The organism is Saccharopolyspora sp. NPDC000359, from assembly GCF_040300525.1.
Lineage (GTDB): Bacteria > Actinomycetota > Actinomycetes > Mycobacteriales > Pseudonocardiaceae > Saccharopolyspora.
In genome coordinates this window covers 302,236-327,800 of the sequence record NZ_JBEPDU010000001.1, presented here as the reverse complement: position 1 = coordinate 327,800, position 25,565 = coordinate 302,236, and the positions used below count along the sequence as shown (strand labels likewise).

Below are 25,565 nucleotides of genomic sequence, written 5' to 3'. Positions count from 1 at the left end.
TTCACAGACATCGGCGGAGCCGGTTCCATGGGCGACAATGGACGGGTGAGCACCGACAGCACCGGCCGGGCCGAGCAGCCCGCCAAGCGAACCACCAGCGGCCGGTCCACTCGCCGCGCGCCACGACCGGCGCGGCGCACCGGTGACCCGAGCGCTGCCACCACCCAGGCGGCCTCGCGGCGCAACGGCACCGCGGACTCCGGCGGTGCCCGCGTCCCCTCCGCACCCCCGGCGGTGACGCGCGCGGCGGCCTCCACCGACCTGCCCGAGGACCGCTACCTCAACCGCGAGCTGTCCTGGCTCGACTTCAACGCCCGGGTGCTGGCCATCGCCGAGGACACCTCGCAGCCGGTGCTGGAGCGCGCCAAGTTCCTCGCGATCTTCGCGTCCAACCTGGACGAGTTCTACATGGTGCGGGTGGCCGGGTTGAAGCGCCGCGAGGAGACCGGGCTGTCGGTGCGCAGCGCCGACGGGCTCACCCCGCACGAGCAGCTGACCCGCATCGCGGCCCGCAACCAGGACCTGGTGGAGAAGCTCAGCCGCATCTTCCTCGACGAGCTGCGGCCCGAGCTGGAAGCGCACGGCATCCGCATCCAGAACTGGTCCGAGCTGGAGACCGCCGAGCAGGAGAAGCTGACCCGCTACTTCGAGGACCACATCTTCCCGGTGCTCACCCCGCTGGCGGTCGACCCGGCGCACCCGTTCCCCTACATCTCCGGGCTGTCGCTGAACCTCGCGGTCACCGTCGCCGACCCGGACGCCGGGATCCGGCGCTTCGCCCGGGTGAAGGTGCCGGACAACGTGCCGCGGCTGATCCGCGTCGAGTCCGACCGGGAGACCGAGCGCGCCACCTTCCTGCCGCTGGAGGAGCTCATCGCCGCGCATCTGGGGAAGTTGTTCCCCGGCATGCGGGTCGCCGAGCACCACATCTTCCGGGTCACCCGCAACGCCGACCTGGAGGTCGAGGAGGACCGCGACGAGGACCTGCTGCAGGCCATGGAGCGGGAACTGGCGCGCCGCAGGTTCGGCCCGCCGGTGCGCCTCGAGGTCACCGACACCATGAGCGAGAACATGCTGGAGCTCCTGCTGCGCGAGCTGGAGGTCGACCAGCACGACGTGGTGGAGGTCAAGGGCCTGCTGGACCTGTCCTGCCTGTTCCAGCTGGAGCGGCTGCACCGGCCGGACCTCAAGGAGTCGCCGTTCGTGCCCGCGACGCACCCGGCGTTCGCCGAGGGCCAGACGCCCAAGAGCATCTTCTCCACGCTGCGCGAGGGCGACGTGCTGGTGCACCACCCCTACGACTCGTTCTCCACCTCGGTGCAGCGGTTCATCGAGCAGGCCGCGGCCGACCCGCACGTGCTGGCCATCAAGCAGACCCTCTACCGGACCTCCGGTGACTCGCCGATCGTCAACGCGCTCATCGACGCCGCCGAAGCGGGCAAGCAGGTGGTGGCGCTGGTGGAGCTCAAGGCCCGGTTCGACGAGCAGGCCAACATCCAGTGGGCGCGCACTCTGGAGCGCGCCGGGGTGCACGTGGTCTACGGCCTGGTCGGGTTGAAGACGCACTGTAAGACCGCGCTGGTGGTGCGCCAGGAGGGCTCCACCATCCGCCGCTACTGCCACCTGGGCACCGGCAACTACAACCCGAAGACCGCGCGGATCTACGAGGACCTGGGGCTGCTGACCGCGTCCCCGGAGATCGGCGCCGACCTCACCGACCTGTTCAACGTGCTCACCGGGTACGCCAGGCACGGCGAGTACCGCCGGATCCTGGTGTCGCCGCAAGGCATCCGCAACGGCATCGTGGAGCGCGTGGAGGCCGAGATCGAGCAGGCCCGGCAGGGCACGCCGTGCGGCATCCGGATGAAGGTGAACTCGCTGGTCGACGAGCAGATCATCGACGCGCTGTACCGGGCGTCGCTGGCCGGGGTGCCGGTGCAGGTCGTGGTGCGCGGCATCTGCTCGCTCAAGGCCGGTGTCGAGGGCCTCAGCGAGAACGTCGAGGTGCGCTCCATCCTGGGCCGGTTCCTGGAGCACTCCCGGGTGTTCCACTTCGTCGGCATCGACGAGCACTGGATCGGCAGCGCCGACATGATGCACCGGAACCTGGACCGCCGGATCGAGACCCAGGTCCGGGTCACCGACCCGAAGCTGACCGCCCAGCTGGACGCGATGTTGGACTCGGCGCTGCACCCGGCAACCCGCTGCTGGGTGCTCAACGCCAAGGGCGACTGGGAGGCCTCCCCGCGCAGCGGCGAGCAGGTCCGCGACCACCAGGTGGAGATGCTGCGCCTGCACGGGGCGAAGGTCTCGTAGGCCCGTTGCCCGACCCGAGCGCTGGAGTGCCTTAGGACGATGAGCGCAACCGAGAACCAGCCGGCTTCCAAGCCGATCGACGGCGAACCGACTGATGCTCCCGGCCGGTCGGTGCGGGCCGCCGGAGCGGTGCTGTGGCGCGACGGCCGCGGCGGTCCGGAGGTGGCGGTGGTGCACCGCCCGCGCTACGACGACTGGTCGCTGCCGAAGGGCAAGCTCGACCCCGGCGAGCTGCCCGCGCACGCGGCCGCCCGCGAGGTCGCCGAGGAGACCGGGTTTTCCTGCGTGCTGTCCCGGTTCCTCACCCGGGTGCACTACGCGGTCCCGGCCCCGGGTGGCACCGCGCCGAAGGTCGTGGACTACTTCACCGCCCGCGCCGACGGCGGGGCCTTCGCCCCGAACGGCGAAGTGGACGAACTCCGGTGGCTACCCGCCCCAGCAGCACGCGAACTGCTCAGCTACCCGCACGACGGGCGCGTGCTCGACGCCTTCGAGGAACTGCCCGCGGAGTTGGCGACGGTATTGCTGGTCCGCCACGCGAAAGCGGGCAAGCGCTCCGAATGGACCGGCGACGACGTGCTGCGCCCGCTCACCGCAGCCGGGCAGCGGCAGCGGGACGCATTGCATTCGCTGCTGCCGTTGTTCGGTCCGACCCGCGTCCATTCCGCGCCCCGGCTGCGCTGCGAGGAGACGGTGGCGCCGATTGCGGCGGACTTGGGAATCGGGATCAGCACCGAGCCGCTGTTCTCCGAAGAGGGTTATCGGGCCGACCCGGCGGCTGCGGTGGCGCAAATGCTGCGGGTGGCGGCCGGGGCCGGACCGGCGCTGGTGTGCAGCCAGGGCGGCGTGATCCCGGACCTGGTGGCGCGGCTGGTGGATTCCAGCGCGCTGAGCGGTCGGCCCGGGCTGCGGCCGGGCGAGGTGGCCAGCCGCAAGGGCAGCGTGTGGACGTTGAGCTTCCGCCGCACCCCGGTCACCGGCAACGGCAGCGCCCCGCAGCCGCAGCTGGTCGCGGCGGACTACCTGGCGAGCCCGCTCCCCTGACCGGGGTCCCGGCTCTCCACGGGTCGGATGCGTCGGCGTCCGGTTCGCCGACGCCCCGGCTCCGTCGGGCAGCGGTCGCGTACCGCTGCCCGGCGCTGAACGCGCCGTGTGGGCGTCGCGCGCCGCTCACCGGGGAGGGGGCGCGGCTGGCCGGTCCTCCGGTCACCACGGCCCGCTCAACCCCGAACGCACCGCGGGTGGGCGCCTCGCGCGGACGCCGCCCCGCTCGGCGGAATCCTCCCCGCCTCGCGGGTCGAGGGGCTTCCTGCCGAAGAGCGGGCGGTGCCTCACCCCGTTGCCCGGGGTCAGATCACCGCCCGCTCGGTCCACTGGTGCTCGCTGCTGGGGCGAGCACTCACTTCTTGGTGGACTTGCGAGTCGTCGTCGCCTTCTTGGTCGCCGGACGGGTCGTCTTGGACGCGGCCTTGGTGGTGCTGGCCTTGGCCGTGCTCGCCCGCTTGGGCGTGGCCTTGGCCGTGCTGGCCTTCGCGGTGCTCGCCTTGGCCGTGGTGGCCTTGGTGGCCCGCTTCGGCGCGGCCTTGGTGGCGGTGGTCTTGGCAGCGGTGGTCTTCGCCGGGGCCTTGGTCGCCTTGGCCGCGGTCGCCTTGGTGGTGGCGGCCTTCGCGGTCGTGCGACCGGTGGTCTTGGTCGCAGCGGCGCGCGTGGAGGCGGCCTTGGCCTTGGTGCCGGCGGCAGCCTTGGTCGCGGAGGCGGTCCGGGTGGTGGCACCACGCGTGGTGGCCGCCTTGACCGAGGACTGGCGCGGCAGTTTCCGCTGCCCGCCCACGACTTCCTTGAACTGGGTGCCGGCGCGGAAGGCGGGGACGTTGGTCTTCTTGACCTTCACGGCCTCACCGGTGCGCGGGTTGCGGGCGGTACGCGCAGCACGGGCCCGCTTCTCGAAAACCCCGAAGCCGGTGATGTTGACCTTCTCGCCTTTGTTGACGTTGCGGACGATGATGTCCACGACGTTTTCCACAGCCTGGCTGGCGGTCTTCTTGTCGCCGAGGCGTTCTGCCAGAGCCTCGATGAGTTGGGCCTTGTTCACTTCAGTCCCTCCCAGGACACAACAACGGCCCCGTTGGGCCGACTCAATGTCAACGGTAAAGCCCCGGATAAACAAATGCCAATCGCCACGCCCCATTTTTTCGTTCAGGGCGCGGGCATTCGTCTCCGGGCAACGGGGCCGCGGTGCTCGTGGAGCAACTGTTCAGTTGTGCCCCGGGTGGCGGGAATTCCTTTGCGCGACAAAGGAATCCCGCCACCCGGGGAGCGGTCGGTCAGCCCTGCGGGGCGGGCAGGGTGGCCGGTTTGAAGCTCGGCCGCGACTGCTCAAAAGTGTCGATCGTCTCGGCGTGCCGGAGGGTCAGGCCGATGTCGTCGAGGCCTTCCAGCAGCCGCCAGCGGGTGTAGTCGTCGATGCTGAAGGCCACCGTGAGGTCCTTGGCGTGCACGGTCCGCTGCTCCAGGTCCACCGTGACGGCGGTACCCGGCTCGTTCTCCAGCAGCTTCCACAGCAGTTCCACATCGGACTGCTCGCACTGGGCCGCCAGCAGGCCCTGCTTGCCCGAGTTGCCGCGGAAGATGTCGGCGAAGCGGCTGGAGATGACCACCCGGAAGCCGTAGTCCTTCAGCGCCCACACGGCGTGCTCGCGGGAGGAGCCGGTGCCGAAGTCGGGCCCGGCCACCAGCACGCTGCCGCCGCGGAACGGCTCCTGGTTGAGGATGAAGTCCTCGTCGGCCCGCCAGGCGGCGAACAGGGCGTCCTCGAAGCCGGTCCGGGAGACCCGCTTGAGGTAGACCGCCGGGATGATCTGGTCGGTGTCCACGTTGGACCGGCGCAGCGGGACGCCGACCCCGGTGTGCGTCTTGAACGGTTCCATCGTCACTGCTCCTGGTGGGTGGGTCTCAGTCGAGGTCTTCGGGCGAGGACAGGGTGCCGCGCACCGCGGTGGCGGCGGCGACGAGCGGGGACACCAGGTGGGTGCGGCCGCCCTTGCCCTGCCTGCCCTCGAAGTTGCGGTTGGAGGTCGACGCGCTGCGCTCGCCCGGCGTCAGCTGGTCCGGGTTCATGCCCAGGCACATCGAACAACCGGCCGAACGCCATTCCGCGCCGGCGGCGGTGAAAACGTCGTGCAGCCCCTCGGACTCCGCCTGCTCGCGGACCTTCATCGAGCCCGGCACCACGAGCATCCGCACGTCCGAGGCGACCTTACGGCCCTTCAGGACGTCCGCGGCGGCGCGCAGGTCCTCGATGCGGCCGTTGGTGCACGAGCCCAGGAACACGGTGTCGACGGAGACCTCGCGCAGCGGGGTACCCGGTTCCAAGCCCATGTAGGCCAACGCCTTCTCGGTGGCGAAGCGCTCGGCCTCGTCGGCGATCTGCTCCGGGTCCGGCACCCGCTCGCCCAGCGGCAGGCCCTGGCCCGGGTTGGTGCCCCAGGTGACGAAAGGCGTGAGCTCGTCCGCGTTGAGCGTGACCTCTGCGTCGAAAGTGGCGTCGTCGTCGGTGCGCAGCGTCTTCCAGTACTCGACGGCGGCGTCCCACTCGGCGCCCTGCGGGGCGTGCGGGCGGCCCTTCAGGTACGCGAAAGTCGTGTCGTCCGGCGCGATCATGCCGGCCCGGGCGCCCGCCTCGATGGACATGTTGCAGATCGTCATGCGGGCTTCCATGGACAGCTGGCGGACCGCCTCGCCGCGGTACTCGAGCACGTAGCCCTGCCCACCGCCGGTGCCGATCTTGGCGATCACGGCCAGGATCACGTCCTTGCTGGTCACCCCCGGGCGAAGGGTGCCCTCGACGTTGATGGCCATGGTCTTGAACGGCCGCAGCGGCAGGGTCTGGGTGGCCAGCACGTGCTCGACCTCGGAGGTGCCGATGCCGAAGGCCAGCGCGCCGAACGCGCCGTGCGTGGAGGTGTGGCTGTCCCCGCAGACCACGGTGGTGCCGGGCTGGGTCAGCCCGAGCTGCGGGCCGACGACGTGCACGATGCCCTGCTCCGCGTCGCCCATCGGGTGCAGCCGGATGCCGAACTCCGCGCAGTTCTTCCGCAAGGTGTCGACCTGGGTGCGCGACACCGGGTCGGCGATCGGCAGGTCGACCCCGGTGGTGGGCACGTTGTGGTCCTCGGTGGCCAGCGTCAGGTCGGGTCGGCGCACCGCCCGGCCCGCCAGCCGCAGCCCCTCGAAGGCCTGCGGGCTGGTGACCTCGTGCACCAGGTGGAGATCGATGTAGAGCAGGTCTGGCTCGTGCCCCTCACCGCGGCGCACGATGTGCGCGTCCCAAACCTTCTCCGCGAGTGTTTTTCCCATCGCTGCTCCCAGTCGAGCCTGCCGAGACCCCGGAACGGGTCTTCCCACAGAGTGGACTTCCCAGATGCCGGGAAGCTAGTATCGGTACGTGGGACAGCATAGCGGCATCGGAGTACTGGACAAGGCGGTGGCCGTTCTGCAGGCCGTCGCCAACGAACCGTGCGGCCTCGCGGAACTGTGCAGCCGCACGGGCCTGCCGAGGGCAACGGCGCACCGCTTGGCGGTGGGCCTGGAGGTGCACCGCCTCCTGCGCAGGGATTCGGACGGGCGCTGGCGCCCAGGAGCGGCCCTCGCGGAACTGGCGGGCGGAGCGGTGGACCCCCTGCTGGAAGCGGCAACCACGGTACTGCCCAAACTCCGGGACATCACGGGCGAGAGCGTCCAGCTCTACCGCCGCGACGGCATGCAACGCCTCTGCATCTCGACCGCAGAACCCCCGGCAGGCCTCCGCGACACGGTCCCGGTCGGCACGGCCCTCCCGATGACAGCAGGCTCCGGAGCCAAGGTCCTGGCTGCCTGGGCGGACCCGGCCACCCAGAGAGCAGTCCTGGCAGAAGCGGTCTTCGGCGAGCGAACCCTCATGGAGGTGCGCCGCCGAGGCTGGGCCCAGAGCGTCGCGGAACGAGAATCAGGAGTAGCAAGCGTGAGCGCCCCGGTGAAGGACTCGCAAGGCGCAGTAGTAGCGGCGATCTCGGTCTCCGGTCCCATCGACCGAATGGGTCGCCGCCCAGGAGCCCGCTGGGCAGCAGACCTCCTAGCAGCAGCAGAAGCCCTCCAAAACCGCCTCTGACCCGCCCCGCCCGGCCACCCCGGCCGGGCCCGAAGGGTCCGAGGGAACCGAGGAACCGAGGAGCCGAGCCACCAGGGACGGTGTGAGCCGGAGGATCGGATGTCATCCGAGAGCCCGAGGGAATTGAGGGCGCGAGGCACCAGAGGATCGGTGGTGATACCGGGCGGACTCGCGGATGAGGGGGCACGGAGCTGCGCGATGTCCAAAGCCCCCGGTGGTCACCCCGCGGTATGCGATTCCAATCGAAATCGGCGTAGTTCGCGACGCACCCGGCGGTCCGGAGATGAGCCGATCCCAATCGAAACAGCAATCGTCACCACTCCACCCCACCAAGTGATGACTCCGGCTCCACAATCCCTCGCAAGGAGGTCCGCGAGGGCCCCGGCCCGAGCGAGAACGAAGAGGGCCCCACCCACAAACCCGGGTGAGGCCCTCTTCTTCGTAGTCCCGACGGGATTTGAACCCGCGCTACCGCCTTGAGAGGGCGGCGTCCTAGGCCGCTAGACGACGGGACCGCGCTACGAGAAGAACTCTACAACACCCCCAAAACCCCCCGAACACCACCCCCCTCCAACCAAAACCACCCCACCCCCAACAACCAAGAAACCCCCAGGCCAAGCCAAGCCAAGCCAAGCCAAGCCAAGCCAGGCCAATCCAGGCCAGGTCAGGCCAGGCCAGGCCAGCCCAACAAGGACACCCCACCAAGTCCCCCCGGCAACCCACGCCACCCCGCCAACCCCGCCAAACCCAACCCGAGGCAAAGCTGGTCCGTGAGCAGCCCAACCCCCACCCCACGCAAGGAGCCAAAGAAGAGCAACCCCCGCACCGTGGGGGGCTTGGGGGGCTCGGGCCCCCCAAATACAAATACGGAAAGGGCCCTGTCTACGCATTACGTAGACAGGGCCCTCCCACCCTTGTAGTCCCGACGGGATTTGAACCCGCGCTACCGCCTTGAGAGGGCGGCGTCCTAGGCCGCTAGACGACGGGACCACGCTTGAGCGATCTTCGGCTCGACAGTGCCGAGCTTCGGAGCTGCTCGCTGGGGTACCAGGACTCGAACCTAGACTAACTGAACCAGAATCAGTCGTGCTGCCAATTACACCATACCCCATGGTGCCGCGCGGCCAGTTCGTCCTTTTTCCGATCTCCCCGGGGAGTTCGGCTTCCGGACTGCTGTCCGCTGCGTTGGTAAGAATATTAGACCATCGCCGCGGGGGCCCGGAATGGGGGGTGGGGTTTCGGGGTCGCCGCAGGTCGCGGCGGGTTCAGCGGACCAGTTCGGGTAGTGCGGGCAGGGCTGCCAGGTCGCCGACGAGGAGTTCGGGGAGTTCGTGCAGGCTTGTGATGGCGGGCACACCGCCGTGGGTTGGAGCGCGCTGGTCGCGGTTGAGCCAGATGCCGTGGAGTCCGGCGCGGGCTGCGCCTTGGGCGTCGGTGTCGAGGCGGTCGCCGACGTGGGCGACTTCGTCGGGGCGCAGGCCGAGGGCGTCGCAGGCGGTGTGGAAGATCCGCGGGTCGGGTTTGGCGACGCCGACTTCGCCGGAGATGACGAGCGCGTCGAAGGTGTCGGCGAGGCCGACGGCGGCGATCTTCTTGCGCTGGTAGGCGCTCGGGGCGTTGGTGATGACGGCGAGCCGGAGGCCACTGTCGCGCATCCAGTCCAGGCAGGGGCGGGCGTCGGCGAAAAGTCCCCAGGAGCGTTGCATGGCGGCCATGCGGAGGCTTTCGCGGCGGGCGGCTTCGGCGTCGTCGATCTGCTCGCCGAAGGCGGCGAAGAAGGCCTTGGTGCGTTCGACGCACATCACGTCGAAGTCGAGTTCGTGGTTGACGTACCGCGCGTAGTAGTCGTCGGTGGTGCGTTCCCAGACCGGCCACGCCCGGTCGGTGCCGAGCAGTTCCCGGAGTCCTTGCCGCGCCGCCCGCTGGCTGTCCAGCAGGGTGTCGTCGACGTCGAGGCACACGGCTTTGAGCTGTCCGGGTGCAGGGGTGCGGGATGGCTTCGGCGCGGATGTCACCCCGAGAGGCTAGGCGTTTGTACGCTGCGTCCGATTCGGCCAACACGGTGATCCTGTCGGCCCATTTCCGCTTGGGCGCGTCAGGCGGTTCGGCGTGGCTACGCCGGGTCGGCGGGCAGCACTGCGCGCCCCGTCGCGGCGTCCGCGGGGACAGCTGCGACGGGGCGCGCTAACAGCCGTGAACCGGCCTCTCAGGCGCCCAGGGCCTGGTTCAGGCGGGCGAGGGAGACCTCGCGGCCCAGGAGCTCCATCGACTCGTACAGCGGCGGCGACACGGTGCGTCCGGTGACCGCGACGCGGACCGGGGCGAAGGCCTTGCGCGGCTTGATGCCCAGGCCGTCCACGACCGAGTCCTTCAGCGCCTGCTCGATGGCCGCCGAGGTCCACTCGGGCAGCGCGCTGAGGGCACCGATGGCAGCTTCCAGCACCGGCTTGGCGTCCTCGCCGAGCGCCTTGTCCGCGGAGGCCTGCTCCGGGGCGAAGTCGTCACCGGCGAACAGGAACCCCATCATGCCGACCGCGTCGGAGAGCACCACGAGCCGCTCCTGCACCAGCGGCGCGGCGGCGCGCACGACCGCCAGCTGCTGCTCGGTCGGCTCGGCGGGCAGCACGCCGCCGTCGACGAGGTAGGGCACGATCCGCGCGACGAAGTCGTCCGGCGCCAGCGCCCGCAGGTGCGCGGAGTTGATCGCGTCGGCCTTCTTCTGGTCGAACCGCGCCGGGTTGGCGCTGACCCGCCCGATGTCGAACGCCTCGACCATCTCGTCGAGGGTGAACACGTCGCGGTCCTCGGAGATGGACCAGCCGAGCAGCGCCAGGTAGTTCAGCAGGCCCTCGGGCAGGAAACCCCGGTCGCGGTGGTGGAACAGGTTGGACTGCGGGTCGCGCTTGGAGAGCTTCTTGTTGCCCTCCCCCATGACGAACGGCAGGTGCCCGAACTCGGGGGTGAAGCTGGTGACCCCGATGCGCTGCAGCGCCTCGTAGAGGGCGATCTGCCGCGGCGTGGAGGACAGCAGGTCCTCGCCGCGCAGCACGTGGGTGATCTGCTGCAGGGCGTCGTCGACCGGGTTGGTCAGCGTGTAGAGCGGGTCTCCGCTGCCGCGCACCAGGACCGGGTCGGGCACGCTGCCCGCGGGGAAGGTGATCTCGCCGCGCACCAGGTCGGTGAAGGTGATGTCGCGGTCGGGCATCCGCAGCCGCAGCACCGGGGTGCGGCCCTCGGCGCGGAACGCGGCCACCTGCTCCTCGGTGAGGTCGCGGTCGAAGTTGTCGTAGCCGAGCTTGGGGTCGCGGCCCGCGGCCTTGTGCCGGGCCTCGACCTCCTCGGGTGTGGAGAACGACTCGTAGAGCTCACCGGCGGCGAGCAGGCGCTGCGCGACGTCGGCGTAGATGTCGCGCCGCTGGCTCTGCCGGTAGGGCCCGTGGGGGCCGCCGACCTCGGGGCCCTCGTCCCAGTCCAGGCCCAACCAGCGCAGCGCGTCCAGCAGCGCCTGGTAGGACTCCTCGCTGTCCCGGGCGGCGTCGGTGTCCTCGATGCGGAACACCAGGGTGCCCTTGTTGTGCCGGGCGAACACCCAGTTGTAGAGGGCGGTGCGGATCAGGCCGACGTGCGGGACACCGGTCGGCGAGGGGCAGAACCGGGCCCGGACGGGCCTGGCGTCGGCTGTTGCTGCTGCTTCTGGCGTGCTCATAACACATCAAGCCTAGCCACCGGCGGGCGGCGCTTGACGAGCACGTCCCGGCGGGTGCATGCTGACCTTATTCAACAGGCGTTGAAAAATGGAGGGATCGCGATGGAGCGAACCACCTGCTGCATCGTCGGCGGCGGACCGGCGGGCATGGTCCTGGGACTGCTGCTGGCCCGCGCCGGGGTCGAGGTCACCGTGCTGGAGAAGCACCACGACTTCCTGCGCGACTTCCGGGGCGACACGGTGCACCCCACGACCCTGCACCTGCTCGACGACCTCGGCCTGGCGGAGCAGCTGTCCGAGCTCCCGCAGCGCCGCGTGGACCGGGTGCAGGTGCCGATCGGCGAGACCGGTGAGCTGTTCACCTTCGGCGACTTCTCCCAGCTGAGGATGAAGTACAACTACATCGCGATGGTCCCGCAGTGGGACTTCCTGGACCTGCTGGCCGACGCGGGCAAGCAGGAACCCACCTTCGAGTTGCGGATGGGCACCGAGGTGACCGAGCTGGTCCGCGAGGGCGGCCGGGTCAACGGCGTGCGCTACCGCACCTCCGACGGCAGCACCGGTGAGATCCGCGCCACCATCACCGTCGCCTGCGACGGCCGCAAGTCGTTCGTGCGCGCGATGCCCGAGCTGGGGCTGCACGACTTCCCGACCCCTATGGACGTCCGGTGGTTCCGGGTGCCGCGCCACCAGGACGACCCGGTGGGCGCCATCGGCATGATCCGCGACCGCACCTTCATGGCGATGCTGGACCGTGGCGACTACTTCCAGGTCGCCGCCATCATCGCCAAGGGCACCGACGCGCAGGGCCGCAACCGGCCCATCGAGGAGTTCAACGCCGAGCTGGTGCGCAAGATCCCCTGGCTGGCCGGGCGGGAGCTGGTGGCGGACTGGGACGACGTCAAGCTGCTGCACGTCACGCTGGACCGGCTGCGCAAGTGGCACCTGCCGGGCCTGCTGTGCATCGGCGACGCGGCGCACGCGATGTCACCGGTGGGCGGCGTCGGCATCAACCTCGCCGTGCAGGACGCGGTCGCGGCGGCGCGCCACTTGGCCGAGCCGCTGCGCGAGGGGCGCCTAGAGCGCAAGCACGTCGCCGCGGTGCAGCGGCGGCGGTGGCCGACGACCGTGCTGATCCAGCGGCTGCAGCGCGTGATCCACCACAACGTGGTCGAGCCGGCGCTGCGCGGCGAGATCGACTTCGGCGGCACCGCGCAGCTCCCGCTACCCCTGCGGGCCATCTCGAGCGCCCCGTGGTTGAGCAAGGTCCCGGCGTACTTCCTCGCCTACGGCGCGGTCCGGGAGCGCCCGCCCCGCGCAGCGCTGCGCTGAGCCGGGCGGGCGGTCCTGCTCAGCCCTGCTGGACGGGGTTGGTGAGGGTGCCGAGGCCGTCGATGGACACCGAGACCTTCTGGCCCGCCTGCATCGGGCCGACGCCCGCCGGGGTGCCGGTGAGGATCACGTCGCCCGGCAGCAGGGTCATCACGCGGGAGATCCAGGACACCAGCGCACCGACGTCGTGCAGCAGCAGCGAGGTGCGCGAGTCCTGCTTGAGCTCGCCGTCCAGCTCGGTGCGGATGGCCAGGTCCGCCGGGTCCACGGCGGTGTCGATCCACGGCCCCAGCGGGCAGAACGTGTCGTAGCCCTTGGCGCGGGTCCACTGCCCGTCGGCCTGCTGCTGGTCGCGCGCGGTGACGTCGTTGGCGATGGTGTAGCCGAGCAGCACCTCGGAACCACGCGCCTCCGGGACGTCCTTGCACGGCTGGCCGACCACCGCGGCCAGCTCGCCCTCGAAGTCCACCCGCTCGGAGCTCGGCGGCAGCTTGATGGGCGTGTTCGGACCGATCACCGCAGTGGACGGCTTCATGAAGATCACCGGGTGCGCGGGTGCCTCACCGCCCATCTCCCGCGCGTGCTCGGCGTAGTTCTTGCCGACGCAGATGACCTTCGTGGGCAGGATCGGGGCGAGCAGCCGGACATCGGCCATCGGCCACTTGCGCCCGGTGAAGGTGGGGTCGCCGAAGGGGTGCTGGTCGATCTCGACCGCGAGCACCTTCTCCTGCGGCGCAGCCGGATCCGGCTCCAGTGCCACGAAGGACACCCCGTCGGAGTGGGCGACACGTGCCAAGCGCAAGACGAACCTCCGCGATCAACTGTGGACTATCCAAGCAAGAGCCTATCCCCGCGCCCCACCAGCGCCTCCGCTGGCGGAGTCCCCGGCCCCGGCGCATCGCGACTCCCATGGGAAGCAGACGTGCGATCTGCATGGGAATCGCGGCGCACCGCACGGCCCAGGCACGCCTCAGCGCGCGACGACCGCGCGGGAGGACTTGTACACCAGGGCGTCGCAGAGGGCGAGCCAGCTGGCCTCGACGATGTTGGCGTGCACGCCCACCGTGGTCCACTCCTCCTCGCCGTCGCGGGACTCCACCAGCACCCGGGTCACCGCGTCGGTGCCCGGCGCGTCGGTGAGGATGCGGACCTTGTAGTCGGCCAGCTCCACCGACTCCAGCCACGGCAGGTGCGGCACGAGCGCTTCGCGCAGCGCGGCGTCCAGCGCGTTGACCGGTCCGTTGCCCTCGGCGGTCGCGATGACCCGCTCCCCCGCGACGTGCACCTTCACCGTGGCCTCGGCGATCACCTCGCCGTCGGAGCGGTGGTCGAGCACCACCCGGTAGGACTCCAGCTGGAACGGCGCTTCCACCGGGTCGGCGCCCCCGGCGGTGGCCATCTCGCGCCGCAGCAGCAGTTCCAGCGAGGCGTCCGCGGCTTCGAAGGACCAGCCGCGCGCTTCGAGCTCCTTGACCCGGCGGACCGCGCCGGTGTCCGCGTCCGGCGCGGTGGACAGGTCGAGGCCGAGTTCGGCGCCCTTGAGCTCCAGGCTGGCCCGACCGGCCATCTCGGTGACCAGGACCCGCATCCCGTTGCCCACCACGGCCGGGTCGAGGTGGTTGTACAGCTCGGGGTCCACTTTGATCGCACTCGCGTGCAGCCCGGCCTTGTGCGCGAAGGTCGACTGGCCGACGTAGGCCTGGTGCGCGTCCGGTGCCAGGTTGGCGATCTCGGCCAGCGCGTGGGAAGTCCGGGTGAGCTCGCGCAGCTTCCCCTCCGGCAGCACCGGGATCGCCAGCTTCGCCGCCAGGTTCCCGAGCACCGCGAACAGGTCCGCGTTGCCCGCCCGCTCGCCGTAGCCGTTCGCGGTGCACTGCACGTGCGTCGCACCGGCCTGCACGGCGGCGACGCTGTTTGCCACCGCGCAACCGGTGTCGTCCTGGCAGTGGATCCCGAGGCGGAAGCCGGTGCGCGCGGCGACTTCGCCGACGGTCTCGGCGAGCTGCAGCGGCAGCTGGCCGCCGTTGGTGTCGCACAGCACCACGACGTCGGCACCCGCGTCCACGGCGGACTCCAGCACGCGCAGCGAGGTGTCCGGGTCGAACGCGTAGCCGTCGAAGAAGTGCTCGGCGTCGAGGAACACCCGGCGCCCTTCGGCCACCAGGTGGCGCACGGTGTCGGCGACCATCGCGCAGTTCTCGGCCACGTCGGTGCGCAGGGCGCGCTCGATGTGCCGCCGGTCCGACTTGGCCACCAGGGTCACCACCGGCGCGCGGGAGTCCAGCAGCGCCTGCACCTGCGGATCTTCGTCCACTTCGGCCCCGGCCCGCCGGGTGGAGCCGAAGGCGACCAGGGCGGCGTGCCGGAGTTCGAGCTCGCCCTCGGCGGCGCGGTGGAAGAACTCGGTGTCCTTGGGCAGCGCGCCGGGCCAGCCGCCCTCGATGAAGCCGACGCCGAGGGAGTCCAGCAGCCGCGCGACGGCGAGCTTGTCGGTGACCGAGTAGGAGATGCCCTCGCGCTGCGCGCCGTCCCGCAGGGTCGTGTCGTAGACGTGGAAGTCGTCGCCCAGGGGCGTTCCGGCCGGGGTGGTGCGGGTCACTGGTTCTTCTCCCGATGGCGTCGGAGGTGGGTCGGTGCGGCGGCGCAGGCAACAAAAAAGACCCCCCGCAGGATGCGAGAGGTCAGCGCGCCGGGGTGCGGAGTCGTCTACCCGGCGCGCTCGCCAATAATGATCGTGCTGCGGAGAGCCACGGCCCCATGCTGCCACAACGCGGCACCCGACCACCAGATGACCACGACTTCCCACGATCTGGTCGCGGCGGGGCCCGCTGCCAGTCGCTGCGGAAGGCGAGGAGGGCGCCCCGGATCGGGACGCCCTCCTCGTGGTCGTGCGGTCAGGCCTGCGGCGCGACCTCGCGGGAGGAGACCAGGGCCGCGAGGCGGTCGCCGATGGCGAAGGTCGCCCCCGGCGCCGAGTGGTCGCGGGTGGCCAGGTCGAACGCCACCGACGCCTCGACCCGCTTGGCGGCCTCGGCCAGGCCCACGTGGTCGAGGAGCATGGCCACCGACAGCACCGCGGCGGTCGGGTCGGCCACGCCCTGCCCGGCGATGTCCGGGGCGCTGCCGTGCACCGGCTCGAACATGCTCGGGTTGCGGCGGGTGGCGTCGATGTTGCCGCTGGCGGCCAGCCCGATGCCACCGGTGGTGGCCCCGGCCAGGTCGGTGATGATGTCGCCGAACAGGTTGTCGGTGACGATCACGTCGAACCGGCCCGGGTCGGTGACCATGTGGATGGTGGTGGCGTCCACGTGCTGGTAGGCGACGGTGACGTCCGGGTACTGCAGCGAGACCTCCTCCACCACGCGCGACCACAGCGAACCGGCGTGGGTGAGGACGTTGGTCTTGTGCACCAGCGTCAGGTGCTTGCGCGGCCGGGCGGCGGCGCGGGCGAACGCGTCGCGCACCACGCGCTCCACGCCGAACGCGGTGTTGATGCTGACCTCAGTGGCGATCTCGTGCGTGGTGTCCTTGCGCAGCAGGCCGCCGTTGCCCGCGTACGGGCCCTCGGTGCCCTCGCGCACCACCACCATGTCGATCTCACCGGGGTCGGCCACCGGGCTCTTCACGCCCGGGTACAGCCGCGCCGGACGCAGGTTCACGTGGTGGTCGAGCTCGAAGCGCAGCCGCAGCAGCAGCCCGCGCTCCAGGATCCCGCTGGGCACCGACGGGTCGCCGACCGCGCCCAGCAGGATCGCGTCGTGCTGCCGGAGCTCGTTGAGGACGGACTCGGGGAGCAGTTCTCCCGTCGCGTGCCAGCGCGCGGCTCCCAGGTCGTATCGAGTGATCTCGGTATCCGGCACGACCTCACCGAGGACCTTCAGTGCCTCGGCAATCACCTCCGGCCCGATCCCGTCGCCGGGGATCACAGCGAGCCGCATCTACACACCTCCCGAGAACCACCCCGACCTGCGGGGCTCGAACTGTTGAGCCGAAGGCTACCGGCATGGGCGCGGCCAGCGGCATGCCGGGCCCACCAAGTGGATGAACCTTCCCGAACTGTGGGACCCCCGAAAGAGTGAGAGGACCCGGGGTCGCTGGTTCGACGCTGAGGACATCCCACATCACGGAACGCCGCAACCGTCACCCGACCGGGCAGTAACCACCGAGCGCTGGCAACGACGAAGCGCGGGGCGCGCCGGAGATCCGGCACGCCCCGCGCTTCGCGGAACAGGGGTGGAACTACCTCACTCGAAGGTCACGGTCCGGACGATCCGGGCACCGACGGCGGCCCCGATCGGCTCCAGGACACCCGGCTCCACCGGGCGGTCCACCCGCAGCAGCATGATCGCGTCGGAGCGCTCGGTGGTCTGGCTGACCGTGGCCGCCTCGATGTTCACGCCGACCTCGCCGAGCAGCGTGCCGACCTTGCCCATCACGCCCGGCCGGTCCGGGTACTCCAGCAGCAGCACGTTGCCCTCGGCCCGCAGGTCGAAGTGGCGGCCGTTGACCTCCACCAGCTTCTCCACCTGGTTCGAGCCGGACAGCGCACCCGAGACGCGGGCGCTGCGGCCGTCCGAGAGCCCCGCCCGCACGGTGACGACGCTGCGATGGTTCGGGCTCTCCGAGGAGGTCTCGACCTCGACCTGCACGCCCAGGTCCTCGGCCAGCTGCGGGGCGTTGACGAAGGTCACCTGGCTCTCCACCGCACCGGCGAACACGCCGCGCAGGGCTGCCAGCTGCAGCACCGAGACGTCCTCGTCGGCGAGCTCACCGCGCGCCTCGATGGTCACCGAGCTCGGCGTGGTGCCCAGCAGCGCGGCCAGCAGCTGGCCGAGCTTCTGGGTCAGCGACAGGTACGGGCGGACCTCCTCGCCGACCGCGCCGCCCTGGACGTTGACCGCGTCCGGCACGAAGTCGCCGCGCAGCGCCAGCCGCACCGAGCGGGCCACGTCGGTGCCCGCGCGGTCCTGGGCCTCCGCGGTGGAGGCACCCAGGTGCGGGGTGACGACCACGTTGTCCAGCTCGAACAGCGGGCTCTCGGTGGTCGGCTCGGTCTTGAAGACGTCGATGCCCGCGCCGCCGATCTGGCCGTTGCGCAGCGCGTCGACCAGCGCGTCCTCGTCGATCAGGCCGCCGCGGGCGGCGTTGACGATCAGCAGCCCCGGCTTGGCCTTCTTCAGCTCCTCGGCGCCGATCAGGCCCAGCGTCTCAGCGGTCTTGGGCAGGTGGATGGAGATCGCGTCCGCGCGGGAGAGCAGCTCGTCCAGCGACACCAGCTCGATGCCGAGCTGGGCGGCGCGGGCGGCCGAGACGTAGGGGTCGTAGGCGATCAGCTTGGTGCCGAAGGCGGCCACCCGCTGCGCGAACAGCTGGCCGATCTTGCCCAGGCCCACCACGCCGACGGTCTTGCCGTTGAGCTCGACACCCGCGTAGGAGCTGCGCTTCCACTCGCCGCCCTTCAGGCTCGCGTCCGCCTGCGGGACGTTGCGGGCCACCGCCAGCAGCAGGGCCATCGCGTGCTCGGCGGCCGAGACGATGTTGGAGGTGGGGGCGTTGACCACCATCACGCCGCGCTCGGTGGCGGCGGGCACCTCGACGTTGTCCAGGCCGACGCCGGCGCGGGCGACGACCTTGAGCTTCTTCGCAGCCGCCAGCACTTCGGCGTCGACCTTGGTGGCGGAGCGGACCAGCAGCGCGTCGGCCTCGGCGACGGCGTCGAGCAGCGCCGGGCGGTCGGTGCCGTCCACGTTGCGGATCTCGACACCGTCCCCGAGGGCGTCGATCACGGACGGTGCCAGCTTCTCGGCGATCAGGACGACAGGACGGCTTGCGTTGGTCACGGGCGAACTCCAGTGGAAGATCACGGTCGGCACGACGATGTGCCCGGACGGGTGGGGAGTTTAACGGGAGATTGAGAAAGTGTTCACAAGGGTGTTGTCCGGATCACCGGTTCGGCGAATGCTCCCCGGAAATCCGGATCACCAGCATTGTCGCAGATCAACCGGGGTGCGAATACGACGGCACGAGTCCGGTGGGGCGAATTGCCACCACATCGGAGCAGTGGTTCGAACTGCTCGTGCACCCGGGGTGAACCCGTCCGGGTTCGACCGGTCGTGGCCCTCCCGGCGGGCAGTGGTCGGCGGAGCCAGGCCGACGCCGCAGCCCCGCCGCCCGCACTGCTCCCGCGGACCGGTCAGTGCGGTCGCCGGATCACGGCTCGTCGAACTCGCCGTCCTTGGCCCCGGCGACGAACGCGTCCCACTCCTCCGGGGTGAAGACCAGCACCGGGCCCTCCGGGTCCGCGCCGTTGCGCATGCCGACGTAGCCGTCGACGAACGCGATCTCCACGCCGGGCTCGTCGGGGTCGTCGGTGCTGGTGATCCACTCCGCGGTGGAGAAGTCCAGCTTGTGGCGGATGTGCGCCTTGTCGTCGACGATCTCGTTGTCACTCACGATCCGCACTGTAGCCCTCACCCGCAGCGACGATCCGCCCCCTGGTGAACGGGAGGCTCCCGCGACGGCACGAGGCCCGGTGCCCCTCGTGGGGTGCACCGGGCCGTTCGCGCCAACCGGTCGCGCGGGGTGGGCGCGTCCGGCTGAGACCTGGGGCTAGTGGCCCGAAGTCACTTGTTCGTCCAGGACATCAGCGAGCGCAGCTTCTTGCCGACCTCTTCGATCTGGTGGGCGTTGCCCTCGGCCTGCAGCTTGGTGAAGTTCGGGCGACCGGCCTCGTCCTCGGCCACCCACTCCTTGGCGAAGGTGCCGTCCTGGATCTCGCCCAGGACCTTGCGCATCGACTCCTTGACGTGGGCGTCGATCACCCGCGGGCCGCGGGTGAGGTCGCCGTACTCGGCGGTGTCGCTGCAGGAGTAGCGCTGCCCGGCGATGCCGCCCTCCCACATCAGGTCGACGATCAGCTTGAGCTCGTGCAGCACCTCGAAGTAGGCGATCTCCGGCTGGTAGCCCGCCTCGACCAGGGTCTCGAAACCGGCCTGGACCAGCGCGGAGGCACCGCCGCAGAGCACGGCCTGCTCACCGAACAGGTCGGTCTCGGTCTCCTCCTTGAAGGTGGTCTTGATGACGCCGGCGCGGGCGCCACCGATGGCCGCGGCGTAGGACAGCGCCAGCGCCTGGGCGTTGCCGGAGGCGTCCTGCTCGACCGCGATCAGGCACGGCACGCCCTTGCCGTCGACGAACTGGCGGCGCACCAGGTGGCCCGGGCCCTTCGGGGCGACCATGGCGACGTCGACGTCGGCCGGGGGCTGGATCAGGCCGTAGCGGATGTTGAAGCCGTGGCCGAAGAACAGCGCGTCGCCCTGCTTGAGGTTCGGCGCGATGTCGTTGGCGTAGATCTCCCGCTGCTTGGTGTCGGGCGCCAGGATCATGATCAGGTCGGCCTCGGCGGCGGCCTCGGACGGGGTCAGGACCTTCAGGCCCTCCTCCTCGGCCTTGGCACGCGACTTGGAGCCCTCCGGCAGGCCGATCCGCACGTCGACGCCCGAGTCGCGCAGGCTCAGCGCGTGGGCGTGGCCCTGGCTGCCGTAGCCGATGACCGCGACCTTGCGGCCCTGCGCGATACCCAGGTCGGCGTCCGCGTCGTAGAAGATTTCAACTGCCATGGGAGTTCAGCTTTTCCTTTCAGGACTTCCGACCTGCTTGGCCAGCGGCGCAGCCGCTCGCCGATCCCGGAGCTCAGGCGGGCGATGAGGTCCCGCTCCCGGCCCGCTGCGCAGATCGGGCTTGGTTCTTCAGTTCTCGCGGCCTGTGGCGGGGTTTCAGCGCACTGCTGTGGCCGTGATGGAGCGCGGGCCACGGCCGATCGCGATCGTTCCCGACTGCACCATCTCGCGGACGCCGTACGGTTCCAGCATTCGCAGCAACGCGTCGAGCTTATCGGCGGTACCCGTGGCCTCGATGGTCAGCGCCTCAGGAGAGACGTCCACCACCTTGGCGCGGAACAGCTGCACCGTCTCCAGGACCTGGCTGCGCACCGACGCGTCGGCGCGGACCTTGACCAGCAGCAGTTCCCGCTGCACCGCGGACTCCGGCTCCAGCTCCACGATCTTGATCACGTTGATCAGCTTGTTGAGCTGCTTGGTGACCTGCTCCAGCGGTTGGTCGTTGACCGCGACCACGATCGTCATCCGGGAGATCTCCGGGTGCTCGGTCGGGCCCACCGCCAGGGACTCGATGTTGAAGCTGCGCCGGGAGAACAGGCCGGACACCCGGGCCAGGACGCCCGGGACGTTCTCCACCAGCACGCTGAGCGTGTGTCGACTCATCGCGCGCTCACTCCTCGTCGTCGAACTGCGGGCGAACGTCGCGCGCCGCCATGATCTCGTCGTTGCTGGTCCCGGCGGCCACCATCGGCCACACCTGGGCGTCCGCGCCCACCACGAAGTCGATCACGACGGGTCGGTCGTTGATCTCCATCGCCCGCTGGATGACGCTGTCGACGTCCTCCTTGGACTCGCAGCGCAGGCCCGCGCACCCGTAGGCCTCGGCGAGCAGCTTGAAGTCGGGGATGCGGTGTTTGTGGGTGCCGAGGTCGCTGTGCGAGTAGCGCTCGGCGTAGAACAGGTTCTGCCACTGCCGGACCATGCCCAGGTTGCCGTTGTTGATGACGGCGACCTTGATCGGCAGGTCCTCGATGGCGCAGGTCGCCAGCTCCTGGTTGGTCATCTGGAAGCAGCCGTCGCCGTCGACGGCCCACACCACCCTGTCCGGGGCGCCCGCCTTGGCGCCCATCGCGGCGGGCACCGCGTAGCCCATGGTGCCCAGGCCACCGGAGTTGAGCCAGGTGCGCGGGTGCTCGTAACCGATGAACTGCGCGGCCCACATCTGGTGCTGGCCGACGCCCGCCGCGTAGATGGCCTCCGGCCCGGCGATCCTGCCCAGCCGCTCGATGACGTACTCCGGGGACAGGCTGCCGTCGCCCGGCCACTCGTAGCCCAGCGCGAACCGCTCGCGCCAGTCGTTGAGCTGCGCCCACCAGGGGGTCAGGTCGGCGGTGCCGTGGTCGGTGGTGGCGGTGGCGACCGCCTCGATCAGCTCGCCGATCACGTCCTTGCAGTCGCCGACGATCGGCACGTCCGCGTGCCGGTTCTTGGAGATCTCCGCTGGGTCGATGTCGGCGTGCACGACCTTGGCCTCCGGCGCGAACGACGACAGCTGGCCGGTGACCCGGTCGTCGAAGCGGGCGCCCAACGCGATCAGCAGGTCGGCGCGCTGCATCGCGGTGACCGCGGCGACCGTGCCGTGCATGCCCGGCATGCCCAGGTGCTGGGGGTGCGAGTCGGGGAACGCGCCGCGCGCCATCAGGGTGGTCACCACCGGGATGCCGGTGCGCTCGGCCAGTTCGCGCAGCTCGGCGTGCGCCTCGGCCTTGATCACCCCGCCGCCGACGTAGAGCACCGGGCGCTGCGCCTCGGTGATCAGCTTGGCGGCTTCCCGGACCTGCTTGCCGTGCGGCTTGCTGGTCGGCCGGTAGCCGGGCAGCTTCATCTCCGGCGGCCAGGCGAACGAGGTGCTCGCGGTCTGGACGTCCTTGGGGATGTCGACCAGCACCGGGCCGGGGCGACCGCTGGCGGCGATGTAGAAGGCCTCGGCGATGGTGCGCGGGATGTCCTCGGGGTTGGTGACCAGGAAGTTGTGCTTGGTGATCGGCAGCGTGATGCCGCAGATGTCGGCTTCCTGGAAGGCGTCCGAGCCGATCATCGCGGTGCTCTGCTGACCGGTGATGGCCACGATCGGCACCGAGTCCATGTGCGCGTCGGCCAGCGCGGTGACCAGGTTGGTCGCGCCCGGCCCGGAGGTGGCCATGCACACCCCGACCTTGCCGGTGGCCTGGGCGTAGCCGGTGGCGGCGTGGCCAGCGCCCTGCTCGTGGCGGACCAGCACGTGCCGGACCTTCTGCGAGTCGAGCAGCGGGTCGTAGGACGGGAGGATGGTGCCGCCGGGAATGCCGAAGACGATCTCGCAGCCCACGGATTCCAGCGAGCGCACCAGTGCCTGGGCACCGGTCACCTTCACTGGGGCACCGCTGGGCGGTGCGGGCTTGGGGCGGCGTCCAGGCGGGGGCGCCGGGACCGGATTCTGCCTGGTGTTGGCGCTGGTCATCGGGTCTGCCTCAAGGTCGGTAGGGTGGGCCGGACACGAAAAAACCCCCGCGGACCACAAATGGCCCCACGAGGGTTGGCGCGTCGACGCTGCGAACTTCCTAGGCGTCGACGCGCCGGGGAAGTACGAGAATGTCGTGCAGTCGCAGCATGGTGTGGACGTTAATCGGCGCGCCCCGTCCCGTCAAACCATGCGGGACGATCCTCCCGCATCGTGGACACCTGGAACACCGCGGTGGCCGCCGCACCGTGACATCACCGCAGGTCACCACATACTCGGGCGCCATCCGTGTGACGTACGACGCGCCCGAGTGGGCCACCGCCCCGGTGGGAACCGCACCGGGCCACGGGACCGTGGCAGCCGCGCAACCGCAGGTGAGACCATCGACGGCGTGAGCGAGACCCCGCAGAAACCCGAGCAGCCCGAGAACGACCAGGCAGCCGAACCCCAGGCCAGCCCCGAGCAGCCCAAGCTGCCGAAGTCGCTTACCTTCCGGATCACCCCGGTATCGCTGCTCGCGGTGGTCGCCATCCTCGTCTGCGCCACCCCGCTGGCCTGGGCCGCCTCCCCGTGGGGCCTGCTGGTCTACCTGCTGCCGCTCGGCCTGGCCTGGTGGATCCTGCGCACCCGGACCACGGTCACCCCGCAGCAGGTCGCGGTGCGCACCGCGCTGGGCGGCGGCCGGTTCGACTGGGACGAGGTCGCCTCGCTGCGCCTGGACGAGAACCGCTGGCTCAAGGCCGTCCTGACCTCCGGTAAGGAGATCACGCTGCCCGCGGTGCGGGTGCGCGACCTGCCCCGCCTGTCGGTGATGAGCGGTGGGCGGCTGCCCAACCCGGAATCGCAGGAGTAATCTCGGCGGCACCGCCACTCCCCGCGCCCACAAGGTGCGTCCCCTCGGCGGCGGGTGCTTTCGAGCGGAAGTCATCGCGCTTTCCCGCGGAGAACTTCGTCCGGCGCCGGGTGAAATGCGTTGCTCTCCCGAACGAGAAGGTGGATATGCCTCAGCTGCGCTCTCGTACTACTACCCATGGACGCAATGCCGCGGGCGCGCGCTCCCTCTGGCGTGCCACCGGCATGACCGACGACGACTTCGGCAAGCCGATCGTCGCGATCGCCAACTCCTACACCCAGTTCGTGCCGGGCCACGTGCACCTGCGCGACCTCGGCGACGTGGTGGCCGAGGCGGTCCGCGAGTCCGGCGGCGTGCCGCGGGAGTTCCACACCATCGCGGTGGACGACGGCATCGCGATGGGCCACGGCGGCATGCTCTACTCGCTGCCCTCCCGCGAGCTGATCGCCGACTCGGTGGAGTACATGGTCAACGCCCACCAGGCGGACGCGCTGGTGTGCATCTCCAACTGCGACAAGATCACCCCGGGCATGCTCAACGCCGCGATGCGGCTGAACATCCCGACGGTGTTCGTCTCCGGCGGTCCGATGGAGGCGGGCAAGGCGGTCGTGGTGGAGGGCGTGGCGCAGGCGCCGACCGACCTGATCACCACCATCGCGGCGTCCGCGAACTCCGCGGTGGACGACGACGGGCTCAGCGAGGTGGAGCGCTCCGCCTGCCCGACCTGCGGGTCCTGCTCGGGCATGTTCACCGCGAACTCGATGAACTGCCTCACCGAGGCGCTCGGCCTGGCGCTGCCCGGCAACGGTTCGACGCTGGCCACGCACGTCGCGCGCCGCGCGCTGTTCCAGGAGGCGGGCCGCACCGTGGTGCGCATCGCCAAGCGCTACTACGGCGAGGACGACGAGTCGGTGCTGCCGCGGTCGGTGGCGAACAAGAAGGCGTTCGAGAACGCCATGGCGCTGGACATGGCGATGGGCGGGTCCACCAACACGGTGCTGCACACGCTGGCCGCCGCGCTGGAGGGCGAGGTCGACTTCACGCTGGACGACATCGCCGAGACCAGCCGCCGGGTGCCGTGCCTGTCGAAGGTCAGCCCGAACTCCGACTACCACATGGAGGACGTGCACCGGGCCGGTGGCATCACCGCCATCCTCGGTGAGCTGGACCGCGCAGGGCTGCTGCACCGCGACGTCTCCTCGGTACACAGCGCGAGCCTCACCGAGTGGCTGTCCAAGTGGGACATCCGCGGCGAGTCCCCGTCGCCGGAGGCCATCGAGCTGTTCCACGCCGCGCCGGGCGGGGTGCGCACCACCAAGGCGTTCTCCACCGACAACCGATGGTCCTCTTTGGACACCGATGCGGCGGGCGGCTGCATCCGCGACGTCGAGCACGCCTACACCGCCGACGGCGGGCTTGCCGTACTCAAGGGCAACCTCGCCGAGGAGGGCGCGGTGGTCAAGACCGCGGGCGTCGAGGAGGAGCTCTGGTACTTCCAGGGCCCGGCGCGCGTGCTGGAGAGCCAGGAGCAGGCCGTGTCGGCGATCCTGAACAAGGAGATCCAGCCCGGCGAGGTGCTGGTGATCCGCTACGAGGGCCCCGCCGGCGGCCCGGGCATGCAGGAGATGTTGCACCCGACGGCGTTCCTGAAGGGCTCCGGACTGGGCAAGAAGTGCGCGCTGATCACCGACGGCCGGTTCTCCGGTGGGTCCTCGGGCCTGTCGATCGGCCACATCTCCCCCGAGGCGGCCAACGGCGGTGCGATCGGGCTGGTGGAGGACGGCGACCAGGTCCTCATCGACGTCCGCGAGCGCAAGCTGGAGCTGCTCGTCGCCGACGAGGTGCTGGCCGAGCGCCGCGCCAAGATGGAGGCCAGCGAGCAGCCGTGGACCCCGGTGGGCCGCGAGCGCAAGGTCACCGCGGCGCTGCGCGCCTACGCCCGCCTGGCCACCTCGGCCTCCTACGGTGCCGTCCGGGACGTCAACAAGTGAGCGAACTGCTCGGGTGAGATGACCCGCCGACGAGAACGGGCCCAGCGCACGCGGGCCCGTTCTCGCTTTTCCGGCCCCTCCCCCGGTGCCCGGCACCCAGCG

At 70.5% G+C, this 25,565-nt stretch carries 19 protein-coding genes and 3 tRNA genes; 6 read left to right on the top strand and 16 right to left on the bottom strand.

The annotated features are described in order from the left end of the window. Nucleotides 1-27 precede the first annotated feature (27 nt). Together ABT324_RS01665 and ABT324_RS01660 are read left to right on the top strand one after the other, a co-directional pair. Complete coding sequence (locus ABT324_RS01665; RefSeq protein ID WP_351169853.1) at nucleotides 28-2,316, top strand: RNA degradosome polyphosphate kinase; 2,289 nt, start codon at nucleotides 28-30, stop codon at nucleotides 2,314-2,316. Between the two features lie 39 nt (nucleotides 2,317-2,355). Beyond that, entirely contained in the window at nucleotides 2,356-3,360 is a 1,005-nt protein-coding gene (locus tag ABT324_RS01660) for an NUDIX hydrolase (protein ID WP_351169850.1), read from the top strand. Nucleotides 3,361-3,715: 355 nt separating this feature from the next. Here the strand turns inward: ABT324_RS01660 and ABT324_RS01655 are convergent, their stop codons facing one another. The 3 genes from ABT324_RS01655 to leuC all read right to left on the bottom strand — a co-directional run bounded on the left by ABT324_RS01655 (nucleotide 3,716) and on the right by leuC (nucleotide 6,672). Further along, on the bottom strand, nucleotides 3,716-4,408 hold the full coding sequence (locus ABT324_RS01655; RefSeq protein WP_351169847.1) for an HU family DNA-binding protein: 693 nt from the start codon (nucleotides 4,406-4,408) through the stop codon (nucleotides 3,716-3,718). A gap of 232 nt (nucleotides 4,409-4,640) precedes the next feature. After that, entirely contained in the window at nucleotides 4,641-5,243 is a 603-nt protein-coding gene (gene leuD, locus ABT324_RS01650) for a 3-isopropylmalate dehydratase small subunit (RefSeq protein ID WP_351169844.1), read from the bottom strand. Nucleotides 5,244-5,268: 25 nt separating this feature from the next. Further along, a complete protein-coding gene (gene leuC / locus ABT324_RS01645) occupies nucleotides 5,269-6,672 on the bottom strand; it encodes a 3-isopropylmalate dehydratase large subunit (RefSeq protein WP_351169841.1) in 1,404 nt (467 codons plus the stop codon). A gap of 88 nt (nucleotides 6,673-6,760) precedes the next feature. Between leuC and ABT324_RS01640 the strand changes: the two genes are divergently transcribed. Further along, a complete protein-coding gene (locus ABT324_RS01640; protein WP_351169838.1) occupies nucleotides 6,761-7,462 on the top strand; it encodes an IclR family transcriptional regulator in 702 nt (233 codons plus the stop codon). Between the two features lie 442 nt (nucleotides 7,463-7,904). Here the strand turns inward: ABT324_RS01640 and ABT324_RS01635 are convergent. From ABT324_RS01635 to gltX, 5 genes are all read right to left on the bottom strand, one after another. Next, a tRNA-Glu gene (locus ABT324_RS01635) sits at nucleotides 7,905-7,977 on the bottom strand. Between the two features lie 402 nt (nucleotides 7,978-8,379). Continuing rightward, nucleotides 8,380-8,452, bottom strand: a tRNA-Glu gene (locus ABT324_RS01630). Nucleotides 8,453-8,501: 49 nt separating this feature from the next. Then, a tRNA-Gln gene (locus ABT324_RS01625) sits at nucleotides 8,502-8,573 on the bottom strand. A gap of 154 nt (nucleotides 8,574-8,727) precedes the next feature. After that, nucleotides 8,728-9,477, bottom strand: a complete 750-nt coding sequence (locus ABT324_RS01620) for an HAD family hydrolase (RefSeq protein WP_351169835.1) — start codon at nucleotides 9,475-9,477, stop codon at nucleotides 8,728-8,730. A gap of 191 nt (nucleotides 9,478-9,668) precedes the next feature. Further along, complete coding sequence (gene gltX, locus ABT324_RS01615) at nucleotides 9,669-11,168, bottom strand: glutamate--tRNA ligase (protein ID WP_351169832.1); 1,500 nt, start codon at nucleotides 11,166-11,168, stop codon at nucleotides 9,669-9,671. 102 nt (nucleotides 11,169-11,270) lie between these two features. Here gltX and ABT324_RS01610 point away from each other — a divergent pair, with 102 nt between their 5' ends. Next, entirely contained in the window at nucleotides 11,271-12,500 is a 1,230-nt protein-coding gene (locus ABT324_RS01610; RefSeq protein WP_351169829.1) for an FAD-dependent oxidoreductase, read from the top strand. A gap of 19 nt (nucleotides 12,501-12,519) precedes the next feature. Here ABT324_RS01610 and ABT324_RS01605 read toward each other — a convergent pair whose 3' ends face one another. The 8 genes from ABT324_RS01605 to ABT324_RS01570 form a co-directional block, all read right to left on the bottom strand. Beyond that, nucleotides 12,520-13,302 (bottom strand): fumarylacetoacetate hydrolase family protein, encoded by a 783-nt coding sequence (locus ABT324_RS01605; RefSeq protein ID WP_351169826.1) that lies wholly within the window; start codon nucleotides 13,300-13,302, stop codon nucleotides 12,520-12,522. A 168-nt stretch (nucleotides 13,303-13,470) separates the two neighbouring features. Next, nucleotides 13,471-15,099, bottom strand: a complete 1,629-nt coding sequence (cimA, locus tag ABT324_RS01600) for a citramalate synthase (RefSeq protein WP_351169823.1) — start codon at nucleotides 15,097-15,099, stop codon at nucleotides 13,471-13,473. A gap of 295 nt (nucleotides 15,100-15,394) precedes the next feature. Then, entirely contained in the window at nucleotides 15,395-16,438 is a 1,044-nt protein-coding gene (locus ABT324_RS01595; protein ID WP_351169820.1) for a 3-isopropylmalate dehydrogenase, read from the bottom strand. Nucleotides 16,439-16,744: 306 nt separating this feature from the next. Beyond that, nucleotides 16,745-18,340 carry a phosphoglycerate dehydrogenase gene (gene serA, locus ABT324_RS01590; RefSeq protein WP_351169817.1) on the bottom strand — a complete coding sequence of 532 codons (1,596 nt, stop codon included), beginning with the start codon at nucleotides 18,338-18,340 and terminating at the stop codon, nucleotides 16,745-16,747. Between the two features lie 370 nt (nucleotides 18,341-18,710). Next, nucleotides 18,711-18,956: a DUF397 domain-containing protein gene (locus ABT324_RS01585; RefSeq protein WP_351170050.1), complete on the bottom strand. Its 246-nt coding sequence runs from the start codon at nucleotides 18,954-18,956 to the stop codon at nucleotides 18,711-18,713. A 167-nt stretch (nucleotides 18,957-19,123) separates the two neighbouring features. Continuing rightward, the gene (ilvC, locus tag ABT324_RS01580) at nucleotides 19,124-20,119 is read right to left on the bottom strand and encodes a ketol-acid reductoisomerase (RefSeq protein ID WP_351169814.1); all 996 of its coding nucleotides are present in this window, start codon (nucleotides 20,117-20,119) and stop codon (nucleotides 19,124-19,126) included. Nucleotides 20,120-20,275: 156 nt separating this feature from the next. Beyond that, the gene (ilvN, locus tag ABT324_RS01575; RefSeq protein WP_351169811.1) at nucleotides 20,276-20,782 is read right to left on the bottom strand and encodes an acetolactate synthase small subunit; all 507 of its coding nucleotides are present in this window, start codon (nucleotides 20,780-20,782) and stop codon (nucleotides 20,276-20,278) included. A 7-nt stretch (nucleotides 20,783-20,789) separates the two neighbouring features. Further along, a complete protein-coding gene (locus ABT324_RS01570) occupies nucleotides 20,790-22,619 on the bottom strand; it encodes an acetolactate synthase large subunit (RefSeq protein WP_351169808.1) in 1,830 nt (609 codons plus the stop codon). A 391-nt stretch (nucleotides 22,620-23,010) separates the two neighbouring features. Between ABT324_RS01570 and ABT324_RS01565 the strand changes: the two genes are divergently transcribed. Together ABT324_RS01565 and ilvD are read left to right on the top strand one after the other, a co-directional pair. Further along, nucleotides 23,011-23,472, top strand: a complete 462-nt coding sequence (locus tag ABT324_RS01565) for a PH domain-containing protein (RefSeq protein ID WP_351169805.1) — start codon at nucleotides 23,011-23,013, stop codon at nucleotides 23,470-23,472. Between the two features lie 146 nt (nucleotides 23,473-23,618). Further along, complete coding sequence (gene ilvD / locus ABT324_RS01560) at nucleotides 23,619-25,463, top strand: dihydroxy-acid dehydratase (protein ID WP_351169802.1); 1,845 nt, start codon at nucleotides 23,619-23,621, stop codon at nucleotides 25,461-25,463. Nucleotides 25,464-25,565 lie beyond the last annotated feature (102 nt).